The 22,861-nt window shown below is 36.7% G+C and carries 26 protein-coding genes and 1 pseudogene; 4 read left to right on the forward strand and 23 right to left on the reverse strand.

Annotated features, from left to right (window positions below):
• Positions 1–12 precede the first annotated feature (12 nt).
• The 11 genes and pseudogenes from RUH95_RS01715 to RUH95_RS01765 all read right to left on the reverse strand — a co-directional run.
• On the reverse strand, positions 13–2,085 hold the full coding sequence (locus RUH95_RS01715) for a S9 family peptidase (RefSeq protein WP_313891082.1): 2,073 nt from the start codon (positions 2,083–2,085) through the stop codon (positions 13–15).
• 51 nt (positions 2,086–2,136) lie between these two features.
• Positions 2,137–3,093 (reverse strand): ABC transporter ATP-binding protein, encoded by a 957-nt coding sequence (locus RUH95_RS01720; RefSeq protein ID WP_313891083.1) that lies wholly within the window; start codon positions 3,091–3,093, stop codon positions 2,137–2,139.
• Entirely contained in the window at positions 3,065–4,072 is a 1,008-nt protein-coding gene (locus RUH95_RS01725) for an ABC transporter ATP-binding protein (RefSeq protein ID WP_313891084.1), read from the reverse strand. The genes RUH95_RS01720 and RUH95_RS01725 overlap by 29 nt, the downstream gene beginning before the upstream one ends.
• Before the next feature lie 32 nt (positions 4,073–4,104).
• Positions 4,105–5,001, reverse strand: a complete 897-nt coding sequence (locus RUH95_RS01730; protein WP_313891085.1) for an ABC transporter permease — start codon at positions 4,999–5,001, stop codon at positions 4,105–4,107.
• Positions 5,002–5,937 (reverse strand): nickel ABC transporter permease, encoded by a 936-nt coding sequence (gene nikB, locus RUH95_RS01735; protein WP_313891086.1) that lies wholly within the window; start codon positions 5,935–5,937, stop codon positions 5,002–5,004.
• The gene (locus RUH95_RS01740) at positions 5,937–7,598 is read right to left on the reverse strand and encodes an ABC transporter substrate-binding protein (RefSeq protein WP_313891087.1); all 1,662 of its coding nucleotides are present in this window, start codon (positions 7,596–7,598) and stop codon (positions 5,937–5,939) included. Before RUH95_RS01740 ends, nikB begins: the two co-directional genes overlap by 1 nt.
• On the reverse strand, positions 7,595–9,040 hold the full coding sequence (locus RUH95_RS01745; protein ID WP_313891088.1) for a serine hydrolase domain-containing protein: 1,446 nt from the start codon (positions 9,038–9,040) through the stop codon (positions 7,595–7,597). Before RUH95_RS01745 ends, RUH95_RS01740 begins: the two co-directional genes overlap by 4 nt.
• A 524-nt stretch (positions 9,041–9,564) precedes the next feature.
• Positions 9,565–10,515 carry a dipeptidase gene (locus RUH95_RS01750; RefSeq protein WP_313891089.1) on the reverse strand — a complete coding sequence of 317 codons (951 nt, stop codon included), beginning with the start codon at positions 10,513–10,515 and terminating at the stop codon, positions 9,565–9,567.
• A gap of 674 nt (positions 10,516–11,189) precedes the next feature.
• The gene (locus RUH95_RS01755) at positions 11,190–11,363 is read right to left on the reverse strand and encodes a hypothetical protein (RefSeq protein ID WP_313891090.1); all 174 of its coding nucleotides are present in this window, start codon (positions 11,361–11,363) and stop codon (positions 11,190–11,192) included.
• Positions 11,364–11,476: 113 nt separating this feature from the next.
• Positions 11,477–11,638 carry a hypothetical protein gene (locus RUH95_RS01760; protein ID WP_313891091.1) on the reverse strand — a complete coding sequence of 54 codons (162 nt, stop codon included), beginning with the start codon at positions 11,636–11,638 and terminating at the stop codon, positions 11,477–11,479.
• A 12-nt stretch (positions 11,639–11,650) separates the two neighbouring features.
• Positions 11,651–11,863: pseudogene (locus tag RUH95_RS01765) on the reverse strand (YolD-like family protein); the annotation flags it as partial.
• Positions 11,864–11,987: 124 nt separating this feature from the next.
• Here RUH95_RS01765 and RUH95_RS01770 point away from each other — a divergent pair.
• Positions 11,988–12,689 (forward strand): ATP-dependent DNA ligase, encoded by a 702-nt coding sequence (locus RUH95_RS01770; protein ID WP_313891512.1) that lies wholly within the window; start codon positions 11,988–11,990, stop codon positions 12,687–12,689.
• 165 nt (positions 12,690–12,854) lie between these two features.
• On the opposite strand, the gene RUH95_RS01775 is transcribed toward RUH95_RS01770, so the two are convergent.
• The 7 genes from RUH95_RS01775 to RUH95_RS01805 form a co-directional block, all read right to left on the reverse strand.
• A complete protein-coding gene (locus RUH95_RS01775; protein ID WP_313891092.1) occupies positions 12,855–13,670 on the reverse strand; it encodes an undecaprenyl-diphosphate phosphatase in 816 nt (271 codons plus the stop codon).
• A gap of 1,092 nt (positions 13,671–14,762) precedes the next feature.
• On the reverse strand, positions 14,763–15,221 hold the full coding sequence (locus tag RUH95_RS01780; RefSeq protein ID WP_313891093.1) for a hypothetical protein: 459 nt from the start codon (positions 15,219–15,221) through the stop codon (positions 14,763–14,765).
• 14 nt (positions 15,222–15,235) lie between these two features.
• Complete coding sequence (locus RUH95_RS01785; RefSeq protein WP_313891094.1) at positions 15,236–15,607, reverse strand: hypothetical protein; 372 nt, start codon at positions 15,605–15,607, stop codon at positions 15,236–15,238.
• Positions 15,608–15,665: 58 nt separating this feature from the next.
• A complete protein-coding gene (locus RUH95_RS01790; RefSeq protein ID WP_313891095.1) occupies positions 15,666–16,022 on the reverse strand; it encodes a hypothetical protein in 357 nt (118 codons plus the stop codon).
• A 159-nt stretch (positions 16,023–16,181) separates the two neighbouring features.
• Positions 16,182–16,337: a hypothetical protein gene (locus RUH95_RS01795; RefSeq protein ID WP_313891096.1), complete on the reverse strand. Its 156-nt coding sequence runs from the start codon at positions 16,335–16,337 to the stop codon at positions 16,182–16,184.
• Between the two features lie 15 nt (positions 16,338–16,352).
• The gene (locus RUH95_RS01800; protein ID WP_313891097.1) at positions 16,353–16,634 is read right to left on the reverse strand and encodes a hypothetical protein; all 282 of its coding nucleotides are present in this window, start codon (positions 16,632–16,634) and stop codon (positions 16,353–16,355) included.
• An 834-nt stretch (positions 16,635–17,468) separates the two neighbouring features.
• Positions 17,469–17,621 carry a hypothetical protein gene (locus RUH95_RS01805; protein ID WP_313891098.1) on the reverse strand — a complete coding sequence of 51 codons (153 nt, stop codon included), beginning with the start codon at positions 17,619–17,621 and terminating at the stop codon, positions 17,469–17,471.
• Positions 17,622–17,844: 223 nt separating this feature from the next.
• Between RUH95_RS01805 and RUH95_RS01810 the strand changes: the two genes are divergently transcribed.
• Genes RUH95_RS01810 through RUH95_RS01820 form a run of 3 tightly spaced genes read left to right on the forward strand, consistent with a single transcriptional unit; the run spans position 17,845 to position 18,911 of the window.
• Complete coding sequence (locus RUH95_RS01810) at positions 17,845–18,063, forward strand: spore coat associated protein CotJA (RefSeq protein WP_313891099.1); 219 nt, start codon at positions 17,845–17,847, stop codon at positions 18,061–18,063.
• Positions 18,060–18,326, forward strand: coding sequence for a spore coat protein CotJB (locus RUH95_RS01815; protein WP_313891100.1), 267 nt, complete (start codon positions 18,060–18,062; stop codon positions 18,324–18,326). The genes RUH95_RS01810 and RUH95_RS01815 overlap by 4 nt, the downstream gene beginning before the upstream one ends.
• 15 nt (positions 18,327–18,341) lie before the next feature.
• Complete coding sequence (locus RUH95_RS01820) at positions 18,342–18,911, forward strand: manganese catalase family protein (RefSeq protein ID WP_313891101.1); 570 nt, start codon at positions 18,342–18,344, stop codon at positions 18,909–18,911.
• 310 nt (positions 18,912–19,221) lie between these two features.
• Here RUH95_RS01820 and RUH95_RS01825 read toward each other — a convergent pair whose 3' ends face one another.
• From RUH95_RS01825 to RUH95_RS01845, 5 genes are all read right to left on the reverse strand, one after another.
• On the reverse strand, positions 19,222–19,968 hold the full coding sequence (locus RUH95_RS01825; RefSeq protein ID WP_313891102.1) for a peptidoglycan recognition protein family protein: 747 nt from the start codon (positions 19,966–19,968) through the stop codon (positions 19,222–19,224).
• Entirely contained in the window at positions 19,968–20,228 is a 261-nt protein-coding gene (locus tag RUH95_RS01830; RefSeq protein WP_313891103.1) for a phage holin, read from the reverse strand. The genes RUH95_RS01825 and RUH95_RS01830 overlap by 1 nt, the downstream gene beginning before the upstream one ends.
• 5 nt (positions 20,229–20,233) lie before the next feature.
• Complete coding sequence (locus tag RUH95_RS01835) at positions 20,234–20,518, reverse strand: hypothetical protein (RefSeq protein ID WP_313891104.1); 285 nt, start codon at positions 20,516–20,518, stop codon at positions 20,234–20,236.
• A 68-nt stretch (positions 20,519–20,586) separates the two neighbouring features.
• On the reverse strand, positions 20,587–20,862 hold the full coding sequence (locus RUH95_RS01840; RefSeq protein ID WP_313891105.1) for a hypothetical protein: 276 nt from the start codon (positions 20,860–20,862) through the stop codon (positions 20,587–20,589).
• A gap of 833 nt (positions 20,863–21,695) precedes the next feature.
• Complete coding sequence (locus tag RUH95_RS01845) at positions 21,696–22,817, reverse strand: hypothetical protein (protein WP_313891106.1); 1,122 nt, start codon at positions 22,815–22,817, stop codon at positions 21,696–21,698.
• Between the last annotated feature and the right edge of the window lie 44 nt (positions 22,818–22,861).

The following is a 22,861-nucleotide window of genomic DNA, read 5'->3' on the forward strand; positions in this document are numbered from 1 at the left end:
CCCTTTCTTCTTTTATTTCTCCAAGTGTTCACTAACCCACTGTTTTATTGCATCTATGCGAGTAATTCGATTTTTGGGTTGCCCGTTTTGTAACATGCTATGGCTTGAATTCGGAAAACGTAGAAATTCAACTTCCTTCCCCTGACGTTTTATATGCGAATAGAATTGCTCGGCTTGCTCAATTGGACAGCGTAAGTCCTCTTCAGCATGCATGAGTAAAAGTGGTGTTTGTACATTGTCAACATAAGCGAGTGGTGAAAGCTTCCACAATGTTTCCATTTCAGTTTGACCAGCAAACTCGTTATCCAAAAAACCTGGGCAAATATCACTTGTACCATACATAGAAACCCAGTTCGAAATACAACCTTCCGAAACGGCTGCATAAAAACGATCTGTATGCGCAATGAGCCAATTCGTCATGAAGCCTCCATAACTTAGCCCATTCACCGCAACTCTTGTACCGTCAATGAAATCATAACGCTTAATAACCTCATCTACTCCATTTAAAATATCCTGCATATCTTTGCCACCGTAATCGCCTTGAACAGATTTTGTAAATTCCTCCCCAAATCCAGAACTCCCCCGTGGATTTGTATACATAACAGCAAACCCTTGTGCACTAAGCAATTGCATCTGAAGAAAATAAGTAAAAGCATGCATCGAATGAGGACCACCATGAATATCTAAAAAAAGTGGATACTTCTCTCCAGGTGTCCTATTAGCAGGTTTCAATAGGAATCCTTGAATTTTCCATCCATCTACTGAAGAATAAGAAAACTCTTCCGGCTCTACTACAACAATTTTCGTTAACAATTCCTCATTGCATGTGTCTAAGCGAATTTCTTCAATAGGAAAAGCTTCTTCCACTATTGGCAATTCATCTGTCGGCTTACGAAGTTTACGAGCAACATAATCTTCCTCTGAAAAACGAATGGCTGCAACTTTCCCTGGATGATTTCCTGATGAATACGCAGCTACAATTGTATCTTCTCCATCAAACGTAAAATGAAAAATAGTTCGTTTTCCACCAACAACTGTCGTAGGACTGCAATCCTTTGCTAGAGAAAAACGGACAACTTCATTTGTCCCTTGATGCGTGCTGAGTGCATAGATAAACTGATTATCTTTGGACCACTGCGGTTTTGCTGGCGTTCGGATATAGCGCATATCAGTATAGCTCAAATCAGCCAATGTATCTGGATACTGTTCACTCAAACAGTTGACTTCCCCACCTTCCGAAGACATCACAAATAGCTGCTTATGTATAACATCTCCATTTCCACTAAAAAAGCTAATCCATTTTCCATCGGTTGAATACGTAAGACCAGAAACCGGAAAACGACTATAAAGCATTTCTACATCCCCACCAATAGTTGGAACAGTATAAAGCTCTCCCGCAAAAAGTGGATTGGCATCTTTCGTTGTAATTGCAGTAAATGCAATTTTCTTACCGTCAGGAGAAACCGTATGTTCTAAAACAGCATACTTTTCGTCGATTAATTGTTCATAAGAGCCAGAATTGATATCGATTTCTACGATAGTCATATAAAGTTCCTTTTGTAAACCTGTTCCATCCAATTTATAATGCAGCTCATTAATTCGTTTCGGACTATTCTTCCACGTTACATAGTCACTAGCTATTTGTTGCTCTAATTCGCTTACTGAATGATTCTCCTCTAAAACTTCCACATGCCCTTGGCGTTTAACAGATACCGTCGCAAATATACTTTTTCCATCTGGGGCAAAAATAATGGAGCCCATGCTACTTCTAAAACGAGTGACCATTCTTGCTTCGTCGTCATCAAGTGAATGCATCCAAAGTTGGGTTCCACACGATTGATTGGATAAATAAGCAATCGTTTTTCCATCTGGTGCCCACACTGCATTTAAGTTACGGGTACCTAATGTCGTAAGTACACGTTCCGTTTTTCCATCCACGTCAGACAGCCATAAATGCGTTTCATAATCGTTCGTAGTTTCTCGTGCAATCGTTTTTTCATAAACGACTTGCTTGCCATTCGGAGATAATATGGGATTGCTAGGCAATTCGAATTGATATAGATCTTCAGATATAACGGATCTCATTGTATGAACCCCTTTCGAATATGAAACAATTTATCTAGAATAAGAGAATTATCAATACAAGTGACAGGCGACCTTTCTCCCTTCAACATCCTTGAACGTAGGATTTACCGACTTACAAACTTCCATCGCATGAACACAGCGGGGGTGAAACTTACAACCCGTTGGTGGATTAGATGGAGATGGTAATTCCCCTTTTAGAATAATTCTTTCTTTTTCTTCATCTGGGTCTGTTTTTGGAATGGAAGACATTAATGCCTGAGTATAGGGGTGATAAGGTTTTTCAAATAGCTTATCTTTCGTAGCTAATTCCACCATTTCTCCCAAATACATAACACCTACACGATGAGAGATATGCTCTACGACCGCTAAGTCATGCGAAATAAATATATATGACAAGCCAAGTTCTTCTTGTAATTTATTTAGTAAGTTTAAGATTTGGGACTGCACAGACACGTCCAATGCAGAAACAGGCTCATCAGCAACTACGATTTTTGGTCTAAGAATGATTGCACGTGCAATGCCAACCCGCTGGAGTTGCCCACCAGATAACTTTTCTGGATGCAGAAAGAGATGATTTTCCGATAAACCAACTAGTTTAATTGTATCGTTAATCAATTGGTTTCTTTCCACTTTCGGTACTTTATGTGCAATCAGTGGCTCGGAAATAATTTCCCGGATGGTCAATTTCGGATTCATAGAATCCATTGGGTTTTGAAAGACCATCTGTATATCTTTTCGAAACTTATGCATATCATTTTTACTAATTTTTGTAATATCTACATTTTGAAAAATTACTTCGCCACTTGTTGGTTCAATTAAGCGTAAGAGACTTCTCCCCGTCGTTGACTTTCCACAACCAGATTCCCCAACAATTCCAAGTGTTTCTCCCTCTTGCAGATCAAAACTTACTCCATTCACAGCATGAACGTAGCCAGAATGCCGAAACCATCCTTTTTTTACCGGAAATTTCTTTACCAATTCATTTACTTGCAGTAACGGCGTAGTCATCTATTATTTCCTCCTTCCCGACATGCAACCAGCACCTAGAAGAAGTTGTTCCATCAATATCTACGAATGGAGGTGGGTTGATATAACACTTCTCCATTACTTTTGAGCACCGATCTGAAAAGCGACATCCTTTTGCAAACTGATCGGGAGTCGGAACTTTTCCCGGAATCGATTTTAGATTCTTTTCTCCCTTTGATTGCTGGGGAGTTGATTCAATTAAACCGACCGTATATGGGTGCTGTGGATTTCGTAACAATGTACGGGTATCCGTTGTCTCTACAACTTGCCCTGCATACATCACAGCTACCCGATCACACATCTCGGCTACTACACCAAGATCATGCGTGATTAGCAATATAGCCATTTCAAATTCTTTCCTTAATGATTTCAATAAATCCAATATTTGCGCCTGAATCGTTACATCAAGTGCAGTTGTCGGCTCATCAGCAATTAGAAGAGAAGGATAACAAGCAACTGCAAGTGCAATCATGACACGTTGCTTCATCCCTCCAGATAATTGATGGGGATATTCATCGTAAATCGCTTCTGCCCTCGAAATTTCAACAAGCTCCAGTAGTTCGATAACTTGTTTTTTTAGTTCTGCACCTTTAATTTTCTTATGCTTTTCAAGAACTTCTCCTATTTGTACGCCGATTTTCAAAAGAGGGTTTAACGAGGTCATTGGGTTCTGGAAAATCATAGATATCCCATTCCCTCTTACTTTGCTCATCTCCTTCTCGCTAAAAACAGCCAGATTTTCTCCTTTAAATAGCACTTCTCCCTCAGATACTTCTCCATTTTTACCAAGAAGGCGCATCACGGACAATGAGGTTACGCTTTTTCCACATCCTGACTCTCCCACAATACCAAGTACTTCACCCTTTTTGACATTAAAACTTACTCGATCCACCACAGTCATAGGGCCTTTTTTTGTAGTGAATTGTGTTGTCATTCCTTTAACTTCTAACACATAGGACATTTTGCTACACCTCCATGCAATCATTTACTCTTTTAATTATTCGCAGGATCAAAAATATCACGAAGCGCGTCTCCTAAATAGTTGACTGCAAAAACAACAACCGTTATTGCAATACCCGGAAATATAGCTAACCACCATGCCTGATAAATATAATTTCTTCCCTCATTGAGCATCGAGCCCCATTCAGGTGTTGGAGGTTGTGCACCAAGTCCAATAAAGCTAAGAGCAGCTGTATCTAATATCGCTCCACCGATAAATATAGTCGTATACACTAACACAGTGGAAGCAACGTTCGGAAGAAACTGTCTCCTTAAAATCCAAGCATGTGAGCTTCCGATGGATCGACTCGCCTCAACATACCCAGATGATTTGACAGACAGTGCAGCCCCCCTAGTCAACCTCGCAAATCCAGGAATCGAAGCGATTCCGATCGCAATCATTGCATTATTAAGACTCGGCCCTAAGATCGCAACAATTGCCAATGCAAGGACAATACTTGGCAGTGCCAACAATACATCCATAATCCTCATCAATATATTATCTACAACCCCACCAACATACGCACAAATAAGACCAATAAAGGTTCCTGCAATAAATGTAATGCCTACCGCAATTGAGGCAACTTTTATAGTTACTTGAATTCCATAAATAAGTCGTGACAGCAAGTCCCTCCCAAGTGCGTCCGTTCCTAAAATATACTCTTTACTAGGTCCACTTAAAAGAGCGTCATAATGCGGTTCTATTGGATCATGCGGGGCAATAAAAGGAGCAAATATTCCAATCAAAATAATAAATAAAATTAAAAACAAACTATATCTAGCTCGTTTATTTTGATAGATTTTTGAAAATACACTAGTACCAACATTAACTGGTGACTTATGAATTGTTCGTGCTTGAATCGGTCTGTAAACCTTTCCATACTTCACCATTTAACTTTCCTCCTTCATGCTTAGATCCACACGAGGGTCAATCATACCGTATGAAATATCCACTAAAATATTTATGCTGACATAGACAATGCCCATAAATAATACAGTTCCTTGGATAAGTGGAAAATCCCTTGACGAAATTGCACCAATTGCTAATGTCCCTAACCCCGGCCAGTTGAAAACTTGTTCTAGAATAACAGTTCCCCCCAATAATCCGGCTATTTGCAAACCAATGACCGTAACAATTGGTAATAGTACATTTCTAAGGGCGTGACGCACAATAATTACCCGTTCATCGAGACCTTTCGCTCGAGCCGTGCGAATATAATCTTTAGACAGTACTTCGACCATTCCATTTCGTGTTAACCGACTAATTATTGTAGAGGCAAGTACACCAAGTGTTATCGATGGAAGTACTAAATCTCTCAAACCCGTACCCTCTGCAATGGGAAACCAGCCAAGCTTCACTGAAAACACCATAATTAATAAAATTGCAAGCCAAAAACCAGGAATTGATACACCTAACATAGCAAAACCCATTGCCATTCTATCGATGAACGTATCTTTGAACTTAGCTGCCAAAGTTCCAACTGTAAAACCAATAACTATTGCAAAGGAAATCCCAGCCGCCGCAAGTTTTACTGTTTGCGGAAAACGATCTAAAATTTCTGTTAATACCGGCTGACCTGTTTTTAGTGATGTTCCAAGATCTCCTTGAAGTACATTACTAATATAATGTCCGTATTGAACTAAAAGGGGCTGATCCAGCCCCAAATAAACTGTTAATCTCTCAATTTGATCCGGTGTCGCATTTTGACCAAGCATAATTCTGACAGGATCCCCAGGAATAAAGTGGATTAATAAAAAGGAAAGAATTGATATTCCAAAAATTACAACGATTCCTGATAAAATGCGACCTACGATAAACTGTCCCATTACTGCTCTACCCAGCTATCATGAAATAGTAAATCTGTCGCTGAATTTTTTACACCATGAACTCTTTTGTTAATAACGTGGAACACTTTCTCTGTATAGATAGGTACCCAATATGCTTCCTTTACAATAATCTTTTGGGCAGCAATATAGAGTTCTTTTCTTTTTTCCAAATCCATTTCTGTTCTTCCTTGCTCTAGTAGTGCATCAAGCTCTGGATTGTTTGCGCGAGTATGGTTTAATGCCCCTTGACTTGAATGGAATAACAGAAGCAAAATATCTGGATCGCTATAAGCATAACTTAAGAACGCAAGATCGAATTCACCGTTTCCAGCTTTTTCAATTAATGTTGCACTTTCCATTGACTGAATTTCAATGCTAATCCCAATTTCCTTTGTCATCGCTTGAATAATTTGTGCTTGCTGATTAGTAGCTGCAGTTGTTAGCAACTCTAAACTAAGCTCTTTTCCGTTTTTCTCCATTATACCTTTGCCATTCTTACTCCATCCCGAACTTTCTAGTAATTTAATAGCTTCATCTTGATTGTATTTGTACCCGTAGTTTTCAACTTCTGGATCGTAGCCAAAAAAGTTTGACGAAAGTGGCCCATCTACGACGGTCCCTTCCCCAGCCAATATCGCCTGCACTAAGATACTTTTATCAATTGCCATATTTAAGGCTTTTCGAATATTAGGGTCCTGTAATTTTTCATTTTCTGTATTCATCTCCATTAGTAACCCTAACCCTTGTCTTTCAAGCTCTTTCACTTCAAATTTGTCATTATCTCGATATCTTTGGATATCTTTTGCCTCAACATATAATGCAATGTCTATAGAACCAGTATCAAGTGCTGCTAATTTGGTCTGATAATCTGTAATAAACTTAAATTCTAGCTCGTCTGGATAAGGGCTTTCTCTGTTTTCATAATAATACTGTGGCCATTTATATGCTTCGTTTTTACTTAGTAGTATAGATTGGCCAGTTTCCCATTTATTGAATTTCCACGGACCGACTCCAACTGGATTCTTTCCGTAATTTTCACCATGCTGTTCGATTGCTGCCATTGACAATGGTTGTAAGTAACCACCTGATGCTAAAAATACTAAAAAAGGAGCTGATGGCTTCTTCAATTCAATAACTAAAGTTAACTCATCCTGTGCAGTTACCTCTTGTACATCCGATAAAAGACTTCCTGCAACAACTGCGCCAGTATCTGGATTCATTGCTCTATCAAAAGTATCTTTATAAGCTTGTGCGGTAAGTGCTGTTCCATCATGGAACGTAATGCCTGAATGCAACTTAAACGTAAGTGTTTTTCCATCCTCTGAAACTTCATAGCTCTCTGCCATGTGAGGCTTGATATCCTGTGTTTCAGGATCAACCGCTAAAAGTGCCGCACCTAGATTACTCCCAACTATAGAAGCAAGAGCCATACCTGTTTTATGCATATCTAACGTATCAGGTTCTGCATTTAATCCGATTGAAATCTTGCCACCTGTTACTGGTGTAGTACTCTCTTGTACTTCTTCACCTTTGCCCGGATCCCCCCCTTTTTCAGACTCTTTTTCACTCGTCGAACCATCCGAGCTACATGCTGATAATATCAACAGGAAGATTGCTAATAGCCCAACTGAAATTAGAGACTTATTCCATACTTTCTTCATGACTCTACCTCCGATTTCACTTTCGGTATTTGTCTAAAACCTAACGCAACTCGGATAATTGCTCCTTCTTCATTTTTCACAAAAACAATTGGAATTTCAGATTCTCTAAATAGAAGTGTAAAGCTATCATTGCCGACTGATTTAAGTTCTAAAGAATCAAAGTCTTCAGATGAAATGCAAAGTTTTTCATCTTTCACATGAAAACGAGTTTTTGAGCCTTCCCCTGATAGGAACTCCCCTTCATACTCTTGCAAAGAATCGGATGATTGTTCGATTTCTTCAAATACGATATGCGTATCAGTCACCGATTTTCCTAAATAATCTGCAAATGCGCTGAATAATAGCTTAGTAGATGGGACACCACCCAAATTGGTAAGCGACATTCCCGTTAAACCGAGTTCAGGAATTGTGTTCATTTGCGCTGCGACTCCTTTTATAGCCCCGCCATGTTCAACTAACTTGTAACCAAAGAAGTCTGGTGTAATCATTAAGCCATAGCCATAATACCTTCCTGGTGCACATTCGATAAAAGGTGTACTCATTTGTTCTACACTTTCATTCGACAACACTTGACTGTCTCCTACTTTCCCACCATTACTGAAGATTCCAGCATATTTGAGCATATCCTTAACAGTCGACTTCAAGAATCCAGCCGCACGCATTGAAGGTGCATCCCATGGATTATTTGACTCGTACACGACTGTTTCTCCATCCTTCACTTGAGAGTTATATAGAGTAGCGTAGTCTTCATGTCCATCTAGTTCTCTTAAATGGAAGACACTGTTTTTCATGCCACACGGTTCTAAAATGTTTTTCTTGACGTATTCTTCATACGTTTGGCCACTTACCCGTTCAACAATCGTCCCTAATAATGCGTAGCAATCATTCGAGTAACTAAACTCCTCACCAGGTACACCTAATAATTCATATTTTTGCTCTGCAATGTAAGCGAATAATTCTTCATAAGTCTCAACGGAAGGAATTTTTTTCTTCAATTCTGCTTCTTCAGCTGATTCCTCTGACCCCTCTAATCTTGGGTCATTTACAATACTATTTTTCAATGCTGCCAATAAAGTCGGTAGTGGAGGTAAGCCAGCTGTATGTGTCATAAAATGATGGATTGTCATTTGTTTTGTTTGTGCTTCATCAGGAGTTTTAAATTCTGGTAAATATTTAACTACAGGGTCATGAACAGAAAGCTTTCCAGCCTCTTGAAGTTGCATAATTGCGACACATGTAAAGGACTTAGTAACCGAACCAATTCCAACTACAGTGTCCGACGTCATCGGTAGCTCTTTTTCTACATCACGATACCCATACCCTTTTCCCCATAGCAATTCTCCATCTTTTTCAAGTCCGATTGCAAAACCAGGTATTTTATACTTTTCTACGATCTCGGTACAGTATTGATTAATTTCCTTCGACATGTTTTCTACTTTCATGGAATTCTCTCCCTTTATATAACTTTTTTAACGAATGATCAATGACGCTTATTGAAAAAATCAATACGAAAACTAATTTTTCCGTACCGATTTTGGTCATTAGTACTCTCCTACCAGATTGATATTTTTTCAGCGTTCACAATTGTTGTTTTTACCCTATAAGTAACCGAATATTCAGAATCAAATATACGGATAGGAACCTCTATTATTTATTGCAATGCAAGAGAATTTACGATAGCCCTATCCATGGACCAAGACACTGCTTTTTCACTTTTTTGGAAGTACAAACAACTTTAATCGAACTTAAGAAGTTTAAACTTTATTCCTTCACATCTTAACAACGTTGCATTCTCTTGTCAACTAATTATTAGACTATTTTAACTCTTTTGATATATCAGTTTTCACTACGATTGGAATTACACGAAGAAAAAAAAGCACTGCATTTCAATACAAATCCAATAACAGATTTTCATCAAAATACAGTGCTTTTACGAGTTTTCGTGTTTCCTTTTATCTTTGAGTGATTATTTAAAAACCTTTGACCCTAAAAAGTTTTGATGGGCAAAGCCTCTCACTTCATCTTCTGAATACCTTTTTAGAAGCTCATTGATTAAGTTTTGATACTTAGAAGAGTCTTCCAGGTTCTCAGTATAAAAATTAATCCCGTCAAAATCAGATCCAAATCCTATCTGTTTTACTCCACCCAACGAACATAAATGGTCAATATGACTTATAACATCCGAAATTGTCGCAGCTTCTTTCCCATTTATAAATGGAGGATAATATACGACGTGAATAAGTCCATTGTTTTCAAACATGCTCTTTATCTGCGTATCATAAAGATTTCGCGGATGGTCGCAAAGCGCTCTTACGTTCGAATGGCTCGCAAATGGATATTCGGCCAGCTCCATCACATCCCAAAATCCTTTTTCTGAAAGATGGGAGACATCAGTCAAGACACGATTCTCGTTGTTAAGTTTCACAACTTCTTTTCCGAATAACGTCAATCCGCCCCCTCGAGGTTCTTCCGCTCCATCTGCACAAAGGTTAGGATTGTTCCATGTTAACCCAATGGAAAGAACCCCTTCACGATATAGATGCCGCAGTTTCATCAGGTCATTACCAAACGCATCTGCTCCTTCTAGTGTCAGAACAGCACCAATTTCACCATCTTTTAAATTAGCAAAGTCTCCCCATTTTTTGATATGCTTCATTTCAGGATTTTTTGCAAGAACTTCTGTGTGAAACACATCGATTTGCTCCAATGCATGTTGCCATTTTTGATCCGAAGGCACTTCTGGATAAATAAATATAGCGAAAAACTGTGCCATTACATTCCCTTTTTGTAAGTTTATAAGATTTGTCTCAATTTGAATTGAGTCCTTATAATTCAATAGTTCTGCATTGTTACGCCTTCCGCTTTTGTTCATTTGTAGTTTTAATAATGCATCACAGTGCGTGTCAATTACCCTCATCTCAAAACAACTCCCCGTATTTTTTGCTGTTTTGCTAGAATTCTTTTAGTTTGATGTACTCTTTTTCTACACTAATTCTCTTAAACTTTTCCAGAAGCGAAAACAACTTAAATAATATTTTCGAAGCATAAACTTCATATTATTTATTCATAGTTTATCTATGTTATACTCCTCTGTCAATTATTTATTTAAATATTCAGATATGACGAAAGTGTTATTTTTTATGTTTTAATTTCATAACTACGAACCCTTATGGTTCTATGTGCAAAGCAACAAGAAAAGCTGTTTGGAGAAGCAAAGAATATGGAGCTAGACTAATCGAGAAATCGAATAATTTTCGTGGTAGAAATGTGGTAGGATTTAAAATCGCTACCACGAACTACTTTTAGAGCAAAATAAAAAAGCGTTGGAAGTTTAGAGCCCCAACGCTTTACTATTAATACATTTTCAAATATTGTTCTAATGATGTGCTATTAAATAATTGGCTTACTTTGACTTACAGAAATACCGATAAATGAGTGTTTCTTGAAAACATTCTACCACAGAGTTATATTGCAAATCTTTAAAATGGGGGCGAACAGGGGGCGTGATTGGGGGCGAAAATATTTATCAATACTATCCATATAAAGTGAATACAAAACCACCTTCCAAATCAATGGTTGGTGGTTTTCTAGTTAGATTATTTCAATATTCTTAATCGTGGTGAAACTTTTAACATTAATCAAATTATAAAACTTGTTATCAATTTTTAAAATACCTTCATTTACTTTCTTTGCTTCGCTATTTGATGGAATCATCCTTGCTGGTCCTTTGTGAAACTCAATAATTACAGAGTATTTCTTCTCCATCAACTCACCCCTTTTCAATAATATTCGAGATGAGCTCAAAAACTTCTCCCACTAAATCCCAAAATAGTAAATGAGTTAATCATGGATCAATAAAAAATAAGCCCTCCACAGTTTTATATTGTGGATGAGCTTTCTTCCATTTCCTGTGCAATTTTTGCGTCTCCTTGTAATTCCTCTTTTGACAATCCAGCTAGAATATTTAAAGCTGCTACTATTTCCTCTTTCGGGTGTGCTTTTAATAAGCTTTCCATAAATTCGTTTGTTTTGTCATCCACAATAATCACTTCCTATTCTAATATCGTCACATCTACTATTTCATCAAGCAGGAGTGCAAACGATTTTAATACATCTTCTAATTCGATTGTTCTTCTTTTAAGATCAATCCAAGTTATCTTACCCAATCGACAAGAAAACTCACCATCATTCCAAGTCTTAATATTTACTTCTACATTTCTTTTCATGGCGTTTTCTATAGTTTCTTCTATATTATTCATATCCCATTCATCTAATTGAAGCTATGGAGAGAAGTATTGCATCAATAAAGGATCAAAAGAAGCGAGCATGAAAATAGTAAAACCAATGCTTTTAGGTTCTCAAGATGAAGTAAAATCTGAAAAAGGATGAATTTATGAACCGAAGTTTGATGGGATAAGACTTCTAGTTGGTAACAACTTTTCTTATACAAGACATGGAACAATTACAACAAGCAATTTCCCTGAACTGCATTTTTCTAAATACGACGTATTGTTAGATGGGGAATTAATCGCCCCAGGAACTAATGCACCTGATAATTTCACTGGAGCAATGGCACGATTTAGTGGAAACAAAGAGCAACCTATCTCCTATAGGGCTTTTGATATTATTTCATATAAAAGCGAATCCATTGCAAGATATCCTATTGAGGAAAGAAAAGGCCTGCTTACTGAAGTGGTGTCAAAGATTGATTCAGAACACATAAATTTAGTTCCTTACGTACACACTGAAGGACTTACTTTATTTAATGTTATAAAAGAAAATAACATGGAAGGCATCATCGCTAAACGATTAGGCAGCTCCTACGTACCAGGAACTCGTTCTGACAATTGGAGAAAGATAATAAATTGGAGCTATCACGATTGCATAGTGTCTAAAGTTTCTACAAGACCACTAACAGTGCAACTTCAAAGTATCGATGGAGATTATCTTGGTAGCATTTCAATTGGATTTACTAAGGAAATACGAGCGGAATTGCATTCCAAACAAGTACCGTTTTCGTGTAAAGTAAAAGCTAGAGGGTTGACGAGTGGAGAAAAATTGAGGTTACCCCAAATAGTTTCTATAAATTAAAGAGACCTTCTCTATTTGAGTCTGGTCGCTTTATATCTATTTATTTTTTCAATAAAAAAGCCTTACTCAATGAATAAAAAGGCAAACTTAAAAGGACCAGGATAAGGTCCTTTTTATTGTATGCTTATTGAACTAAGCACCCGTTAGTTCAATAAGAAATATCCGTTAGAAGAACATTAGAAGTAGTGCACCTACGATGAAACAATAATATGTAAAATAAACCAGCTTCCCATTTTTCATAATTCCCATAAACCACTTCATTGCAAAATAGGTCATTAAAAGTGTAGCAATAAACGCAGCTAAATACGGAATTGCTAAGTCTACTTTATTGGGTTCATTTAGAAAATCAGAAAGACCTAGTATAACCCCTCCGAGGCTCACGGGAATATACAACATAAATGAAAATCGAAGTGCCGTATCTTGCTTCATTCCAACAGCTACTGCTGAAATAATTGTTGCACCCGAACGACTAATCCCAGGTGTTAATGCGACAGCCTGCCCTAATCCTACAATGAAAGCATCCTTAATTGTAATATCAGCCTCGCCTTTATTACCTCTTAGATTGCGAATTAACCACAAGGCAATCCCTGTTACGAAGAGCATCACCGCAATCGTTGTCATACTAACACTTTCTGCTATAAAATCACTTAATAATATCCCAAGAACACCTGCTGGAATAGTACCAATGACGATAAAGAAAACAAATCGGAAGTCACTCTTATAACGCAGATTTTTCGTTTTCAAATAAAGAATTGAATTTACTGCAAGCCTTACGATATCTTTTCTATAAATATAAAGTATCGCAAATAGTGAAGCTGTATTTGTTAATATAGCAAATGTAAATCCTTGTTCACCTAACCCCAAGATTTCACTTGCAATCATTACGTGTCCACTAGATGACACAGGAATTGGTTCGGTAAAACCTTGAACTAGCCCAATTATTATCATTTTTACTATTAAGGCAATATCTAATTCTCCCATTTTTATCTCCTCATAATTTAATGGACATATGTTTCATTTTAGTCGCTTTAGTCTTTTGTTAGAAGGTAAATCCATTCTATTTCTTCCTAAACTAAATGCTGCTGTAATTAAGTACGTTTAAAACGAATTGAGGTTCCTTTTTAAGTGATTTTTCCACTTGAGGTTATCAAAATTGTATTTTCCTAATTGAGCTAAACTGCCCCGTTAGTTTAAGTGTAATGGTTCACAATCTTTTTTATTTAGTGTGTTCCAGCATAGCAGTACATAAGAGCAAAAATAAAAATAAATGTCAAGAATGCCCCTAAAACATTTTGGTTATGAGTGCTTTTTCCATTCTTTAGGTTCTTCAAAAAAGTAGTGAAATTTAAATACCATAAAACGCCTAATAATGGTATGACAAGCAAAAGCATAAATAACATAAATTAGTTCTCTCCTTCCTTTCTAATAAGAAAATTATACCAATTGATATTATTGTACATGAAAAGGCAAATAAAAAAAGCCCCACTCAAATTAATGAGCAGAGCTTATGGTTACTTACTATTCAATTTGTCCAACATTGCTTTGGAAGGTGTTTCGTATTTAATGTGAGTCCGCATTTTAGTAACCCATTCGCCAGCACCTAAATAGTACTGCCCGCCATGACGCATTAGGTTCCTAATGTTTATGTATTCTAAAAATCCATTTTTCCAAATTCAATCACTCCTTATTTTTGACATAAAAAGAGCACCCGAATGGATGCTCTTTTGTGTCTCACATTAAATTTTTCTTGATCTTCTATTTACTGAAAATGCCTCATTGCAAATTTGGCATACGAATCTATTATTCTTAATTTCGTAGACAACATGACCTTTAGGACAAGTGTACACACCATTTTCATAACGTAAAACTGTGATACTTTTATCTTTTAAACTTTTTACCGTTATGTTATTCATAGTTATATCCTATTCCATAATTCCGCAAAAATGTCATAGCCCTATTTTTTTAGGAAGGCTTTTCTATAGTGGAAGAAACTTTTCAAAAATGTTCATCTCGCTCATTCATTTTCTTTAGAATTATTACCAATTTTAACTTACTGTTATGAGTACATCAAATTCAAATTTGCGTTAAATAGTTTAAGGAATCATTAGTAACATTCGAAACATTGTGTTTTTCCTCAGTTAACTTTAATAATTCTTCAAAAAAGATTGATGGCTTGTCATCAAAACTAGTTAACTCACTAAATGCTTTGGGATAGATAGTAAATGTTACATTTGTATCTACGCTTGGCCTTGACTCCATATAAATCATCACCATTTCAGAAAGGACATCCTTTTCTTCCTTCGAAAAAATATCTTCTTTTACTACAATCTGTGCATGAAAAAAATTCTTTCGAGATTCCCATTCTCCTTCATCATACAGGTGAGCTATATGAGGATAATCCGTTAAAGAAGAATGTCTTCTGCAATCTTCAATTATGACATAAGCAATAATACGACCTGGTTTTAAGAAATGTAAAATTTCCACATTTTTCAAAACTAATTCTTTCACAAGAAACACTTCAGGCATATTCATTTCAGTAACCACCTTTATTTAGTTACCGCTCTAAGTAGCGCACCCCAAGCTAAAACATCGTCTCCTGGGAAAAAGAATGTTGCTGTAGCTGCTACAACAACAGCGATAGCTATAATTATATCTTCAGTTTTATTCAAATCCAATTTTTTAGCTTTAATTTCTGCAGCTGCATCATCTAATTTTTTCTGTTTCTTTTCAGCATTCTTAAAATCTTTATGTTCCTTAACTTTATCTATTATTTTTTTGGGAACACCACTTCCAGCCAACGTCTTTTTGTGAGATGGTTCTCCATTAACTCCTTCGGCTGCATCAATGCCTAACTTTTTATTTGTAACATGAACATGGTATTGAGCATCATCTGAGGCCTTAGGAACATCGACTCTCATAGACCAACCTGCTCCCAAATCAATTGTTTGACCTGCAAGAGGTGTTATTATTACTTGATTATCGGTTTCTTTTTTTTATAGAAATTAATTTTTCTTCAAGTATTTTCACTTTTTCTTCAGAAACTTGTCCCATTTGAATTCTTTCCGCTTCAATCTCTTCTAACAATCTCTCAATTTCTAAAACATTCTGGGAGGACACACTCTTTTCTAAAACATTTGCACTTGCAATAGGTGGTAAAGCTACACTTAAAAATAGCACAACTGATAAAAACATTATAAACAAAGAAATTTTATTAAATTTAATTCCAACATCCCCCTTATAAGTAAATACAAGTAAAACTATAAGTGTATATTGAACAAATGTCAACATATGTAATAATTTGTTGTTTACAAAAATTTGAAACTTTCTTTTCAATTCTAAATATTTATAGCAACCCTATTTTTCTGTAAAGTCAAAAAACCTTTAGGTAGAAAGAGCTTCACCTATTGTGTTGGACTGTTTAATCGAGTAATTCAATCCTTATTTTAACATATTTTACCTATCTGTGAGTAGTTTGAATAAAATAACGCTAGCTTATGCTGCGTTTAATTGTGTTGTTAACTCTTCATATTGTGGTTGTGTAATGCGATCTCCTACTAAGAAAATATCTAGCTTCTGTTGCATATCCTCTTTTGATACAAACGATTGACGCTCGATTTGTGATTTACATGCACGATAAGTTAAGTTCATTTTGCATTCTATTTTTTATAGTCCTAATTCAATCATTGTTACTCGATAATCGACATCTACAAGATAGTCCATCATCATTTCAGGTTCCGATGGTTCTGGTAATACTTCAGGTTCGGGGGGGTTTTCGTCATACCATTTTTGTGTTCGTGAAAGGGTACATTCTTCGGGTAAACCAAATTCATTTATTCGTTTTTTATACGTGCCATATTCATCTTCCCCATATTCCCATTCTGTTATGTAGTGATACTTATGGAAGCTAATGCGGATATGAAATATATACAACATCAATTGGGACATGGTAGCCAACAAATAACAAATGATGTTTACGCTCATTTATCCCAAAAATTAAAAAAGAAAAACACCGAACAAGTCAACTCACGACTGAACGATGTTTTCAAATAATTTTTTGGGGGCGTTTTGGGGGCGTATATGATTACGCTCAGTTAAATTAAAGACACGCCCCACCGTAAACCCCTATTACCCCAGTAGTTACAGACTTAGTACATCTTCAAATATTGCTCTCTTTCCCATGGGTGAACAGTTGTGCGGAAAATATACCTGTATATAATTAGGTGAAATAAGGTATAGCAAACCTTGATTTAAAAGGTTTTTCATTGTTCTTTATGCAATCAAAAACAACTGAATAAAACTGTTTCGTGGTAGATTCGTGGTAACATTTGATGTGTTTTCGTGGTAACTAAAATTAATCAAAATAATTGAGTACGACATTAAAAATCAGGTAAATCCATCCTTTTCTAATATCATTTCACGAATGTTATACATAAAACCGTAAACGGATGCAATTATCACGCATAGATGCAAGCAAAAAAAATTGTGTCTTCTCTATTTTATAATGATTATCCGTATCAAAAATGGTATCATGATAGTTCTTTTTTATTATAAATAAAAGGAAAAACTATACCGGTGGTCGGGTTCTAAATAAGCTCGTAAACACTGATTTAACAAACTTTCTGAATAGGCTTGTGTAAAAAATGTGTAAAATGATTTCAACTAAAATAGATTAAACCAACTCAAAATTTATTGAACATGAAACTTTTTATACGCTTGTTGAATATACAGAAACACTCTTAGATACCCCAGAATATTTCAAATAAAAAACCACCTTCCAAATTAATGGTTGGTGGTTTCATCTATTTCCTTTGCGATTTTTGACATACCTTGAATTTCTTCATAAGACATTCTTTCTAAAATTTTTACCGCAGCTAATAATTCTTCTTTCGTATTTTCTGTCAAGAGTTTTTCTATTAATTCACTTGTTTCCACACTTTTCATACACCTTTTCATTCTTGTATCAATACATCTAAAATTTCATCTAGCCGCATACTTTTACCTATTAAACAAAGCCGCTAAGATGGAGCATTTTCCATTTATTAAAGTTTTTACATGATGCATTTAAAATTATATAGGTAATATTCAAAAAACAGATTGTCCCTTCAGAATCAACTGATTCCTTATTTCATAGGCTAATTTGAAGGAGTGATTTCACATGGATCGTCCACAATTTCGAGGAAGTTTTAAGCCTTATGTATCCCCTCGTGACCCATGCCCACCAATTTTAGAAAAGTTCTTTGTTTTGCCGCCACAAATTTTCACTAATTTCCAAAAACCCGGACTTCCACAAAATTCACCAGAAGAGGCTCTAAAGCAAGGATCGCTTTGGCCACAATTTGTGGATGGTTTTTCACGGGAGGAGAAAATTTCATGAAAGGGTCTGAAGAAGAATGGAATATGTTAAAAAAAGTGCAGCAAATGGATTTTGTCGTTGTAGAATTAACTCTTTACCTCGATACCCATTCTAACGATGAAGAAGCTCGAAGACAATGGAGAGAAGCGATTAAAGTAGCGGCAAATGTTCGTAAACAATACGAGATGAATTACGGTCCATTATCATTAACTTCTGTACCTTCAAAACAAGCTATTGATGTTGGGTGGCAATGGAATTCTACACCTTGGCCATGGCAACGATAAGAAAGGGGAATGGCAATGTGGGTTTATGAAAAAAAACTATTGTATCCCGTAGAAGTTACCACTTGTAATCCAATGCTTGCTAGGTACCTTATGGAACAATACGGTGGTGCAGACGGAGAACTTGCAGCTGCTTTAAGGTACATGAATCAACGTTACACTGTTCCTGATAAAGTTATTGGGTTACTTACGGATATTTCAACAGAAGAATTTTCTCATTTAGAAATGCTTGCAACCATGATTTACAAATTAACGAAGGATGCAACACCTGACCAATTAGAAAAAGCAGGTCTTGGAGCACATTTTGTAAATCACGGTCATTCCCTATTCTACGAAAACGCTGGTGGCGTACCGTTTACTGCGACATATATACAGTCTAAAGGCGACCCAATTGCCGATTTATATGAAGATATCGCTGCAGAAGAAAAAGCACGCGCAACTTATCAATGGTTAATAGATATTTCCGACGACCCAGGTATTAATGATGCCTTAGCTTTTTTAAGAGAAAGAGAAAATATTCACTCTCTCCGCTTCCGAGAAGCAGTAGAGCTACTTAAAGATGAACGAGACCGTAAAAAAATATTTTAATCCTATTTCTTTTGCGTACGATAAAAAAATATTTAGAGGAATTAGTATATTATAAAAAAGCTTGGTATCACTAAATACCAAGCTTCCAAACTTTCTTTCTTTTTATTAATTTTTTCACCTGACTTTGAAATATACATCAACTCAATCATCTGACCACGACTAAAGTATTTCTCTAACAACATACAAACAAACGTTCGCTCCTTTTCATTTAGTGTATAAGAATATACGTTTTATATGCAACTAAAATAAAATAGTAATTTTTGGACAAACAAAGAAAGCCCCACCCACATTAAGTGAGCAGGGCTTGTAATTAATTATTATTCAATTTTTCCAACATTGCTTTTGATGGTGTTTCATATAGGATGTGATCTGGCATTTTTGTCACCCATTCGCCAGCACCTAAATAATACTGCCCCCCATGTTCTTCCCGGAAGTTATATACTCTGAACTCTCCACCAGCTTTTAATGTTCTTGTGTGGACGATTTCTCCGCTTGCATGTGGCGAATCTTCCCAAACGTTAATGTCTTGCAGAACGGTTATTTTACCTTTTTGACCAGGCTTTAATTCCGTTTTACCCCACATGATTTTATCTGTGGAAGGCACCAGCAATGATTTTAATCGCTTTCGTACAATGGCCATGTTAATACCAGGGCAACTTGTGGATGCACCCTTAAATTCATTATGTCCAAGCACGTCCTCCACAGTTAAGTTAAAGCGATTCATGGCTAATAAACAACGTTCTTCGAATGTTCTCTCTTGTACAGCAGTAAATGCTCCATTACCGACTACGCAAATATGATAGGTATTTGTATTGTGGTTGGCAATGCCGTTGGTTGGATAAATTGCATCGTAACACAATTGGACTGTGCCATCAGGTAATATAATTTCATGATAACCGCCCTTTGTCCAACCTTTACTTTTCCAATGATTCCAGAAAGAAAAATAGTCACCACTCGTTGTTGCCGAATGATGACGTGCTATTTTAGTAATTTGCTTTTCACTTCGCTTTGTTTGAGAGGTTGCAGTTTGATTTCTAATGTCTTTGATTACTACCATTATTTCACCTCATCACGTGGTTTATGATAACGCATAGCTTGACTGCTATCAGACATTCCAGATGTCGTTGGGTCTAAAACAACTCCTAATAATACAAGAATTGCTAAGACGGTATTAAATAGATCTGTTACTTGCTCGTTGTAGATTGTAGTATCTACTCCTAAAAAAGAAGCTACTTGTTGAACCAGCAATAAGACCAATGCAAACAATGCTACTAAAAAAGGTTTATGCTTGAAACGTACTTTCCAGTTGATTTTCATTAATATCATCCTCCAAAAAAAGAAATTTGTAATGCGATAAATACAATACCTATTACCCCGCCGACCGATGCGGTAATTGCAGCAGCTAAAAAATATCCTTTAATTTTGTCACTATTCTTCTCCATCTTTTCAACAGACTTTTCTATAGATTTAACACTATTAGACGTTTCGTATACGATCGGTTTAATAGTTTTAACATCGTTTTCTAAATCTGAAATACGTCTTTCGTGGTCTGTTAACTTCACGGCTTGTTGAAATGTACTTAACTCATTCTCTTCTATAACATTCATCTGGCACCTCCAAATTTTGTACACAAAAAGAGCACCCAATGGATGCCCTTGATGATAAGAGTTTACTATTATTGCACTTTTAAAGTTATAGTGGCTGGATTAGAAGGTTCATATAAAGAACCATCACCATCTGCATCTACAACAATAGAAATTGTATAATTACCTGCTGAAGAAACAGTATTTCCTCGCATATCGACTGCTGCTGCATATTTTGGAATCTTGTTTATCCCTTTTAGTGTAACAGTCTTGCCACCATTACTTAAATTTGCACTAGTTATTCTATTCCATACCCCCCCCTCACTATTATAGAGATCATCTATACTGTCAGCTATAACGCCGTCCAATGTTATCACAGCTGTAGCATTTGTATAAGGTACACTACTAGAAGAAAAGTCGAAGCGTAAATCAGCTACAGTAGTATTTGCACTAGCAACTCCATCTCTAGGTAAGGCCCAGAAGAAATCTGGTACTGGCGTTTGTTTTGCAATTGGTGCGCTATTCCCGTCTTATACCTTCTCTATTTCTTGGTTTTATAACGAGCCTACACCGTGCAAGCGACTTTCATCGCACACGGCGTGCCATCAGCGATACAGTATCACTGACTAGGTTCCTTCGCTCCTGCTAGTTTTCTCCTTCTCGCATGTTACCATGCAAGTCCAAACGGCTAGCTATCAACGCTACTATGAACCCGCTGCCATCTTACAAGTGTCGTCGGTGCTGAAACACCTCGGCTTGCAAGACTTCAAACGTTCCACTACATTCATCCCTCATTTTGATTTCCTTAGGCTTCCACTATCCAGGTGTAAGAACGACCGGTTTAACAGTCAATTCGTCGATCGCCACTATAGTATTTCGACTATAGGGATGTACAGTGAACTCCTAGCTTCACATTTCGCACTGTACACTAGCTTACCCTGCCTACATGGATTCGTTTTCCTAACCATAGAAATCTTTTAAAGAACCCCGCCCCGGCACTACCGGGTACGACTTCACCTGACTTAGCCCCTTTAGCGTTTTCAGCGCTATCCGCGGACCCAGGAGGATTAGGCACTTGTTTTTGGACTGTTGAACAAGAGTAGGAATTGCACCTACTAATTGAACGTAGCAGTTAGAATATTTTTCATTCCACGCATTTCACTAATTTTACTCAGCTTATAGCGTAACGTTTCGTTTATTTTTATTGAGGAGTGACAGTTACGTTTATTGTATACGTTGTAGTAGACCTGCCGTTTTCTGCGGTAACTACTACTTGCCATGTGGCACCGCCATCAGTCATTGTTGCTGTCCCTATCGTTGCTTTTGCGTTTGTTGGTGTTGCAATGATACCTGCCGCTGTTAGGTTTGCTAAAACAGTCCCTATTGGTAGTTCGACGTTATAAATCTTTGCATCCGACACATCTACCGTTCCAGCTACACCACTTACTGTGACTGCTTTAATAGTAGAAATGTTTGATTTAGAAGGTCCACTATTATCTCCACCGCCACCAGTTGATGGTGGTGTTACTGGTGGTATCGGAACCACTGGAGTAAGAGGTAGTGGTGGAAAGAAAATTACTTGAAGTCTCTCCATTTCTTTTATTAATGCTTGATGGAACGGGTTTGAACTAGATAGCTTTGCTACTAGAACTGGAATATCTTCTATTGCTTTTTTAGCTTCTTCTATTTTTCTTGCTTGGTATAACTGTTGTGCATTAGTTAACTTCATAATAATAGTGACTGGGATAATCATCTCGTCACGTTTTGCATCTGCTAGCTTTTTATACTTCTCTAGCAGTAGATCACGAGGTGCTTTACCTGTGAAGCGATACAAAATGGACGTTCTTGATTTTAGTTGAACAGATAGCTTGTGATACGCTTTTTCAACTGCCAAGAAGTCATTTTTTGCTTCCGCCTCTTTTATTTCTTTTAGTAATGGCTCTAAATATTTCGTTGCGTAGTTGTAAGCATCGATATAAGGAATAAGCCCTTTTACGATTTTCTCTTCATACAAAGCGTCTATTTCTTTCAATTTAGCCTGTTTTTCTTTTTCTGAAAGACTAGATGCAAGAATGATTTTTCTTGTTTCTTGGTAGTTTTTCTTTACGCTGTTTAACACTGCATTAAGTATAGAACTCGAGGCTAGTTCCCCTTTTAATGCAGGTTCTACATAAGACATAGCTGCTTCTTTCATTTCCATTTTCACTGTATCAATTGATTGCTGAACAGAAGTTGTTTCTCCGTAGGCAACTGGGGAGAAAGACAAAATAGTAGAAACTAATAAAACCGCCACCATTATTTCTTTCCAAAGCTTTCTTTTCATTTTCCATCTCCTTTTTGAGTATTTGTTTACATACTCTTTTAAAG

Origin of the sequence: Psychrobacillus sp. (assembly GCF_032154225.1) — a bacterium.
Lineage (GTDB): Bacteria > Bacillota > Bacilli > Bacillales_A > Planococcaceae > Psychrobacillus.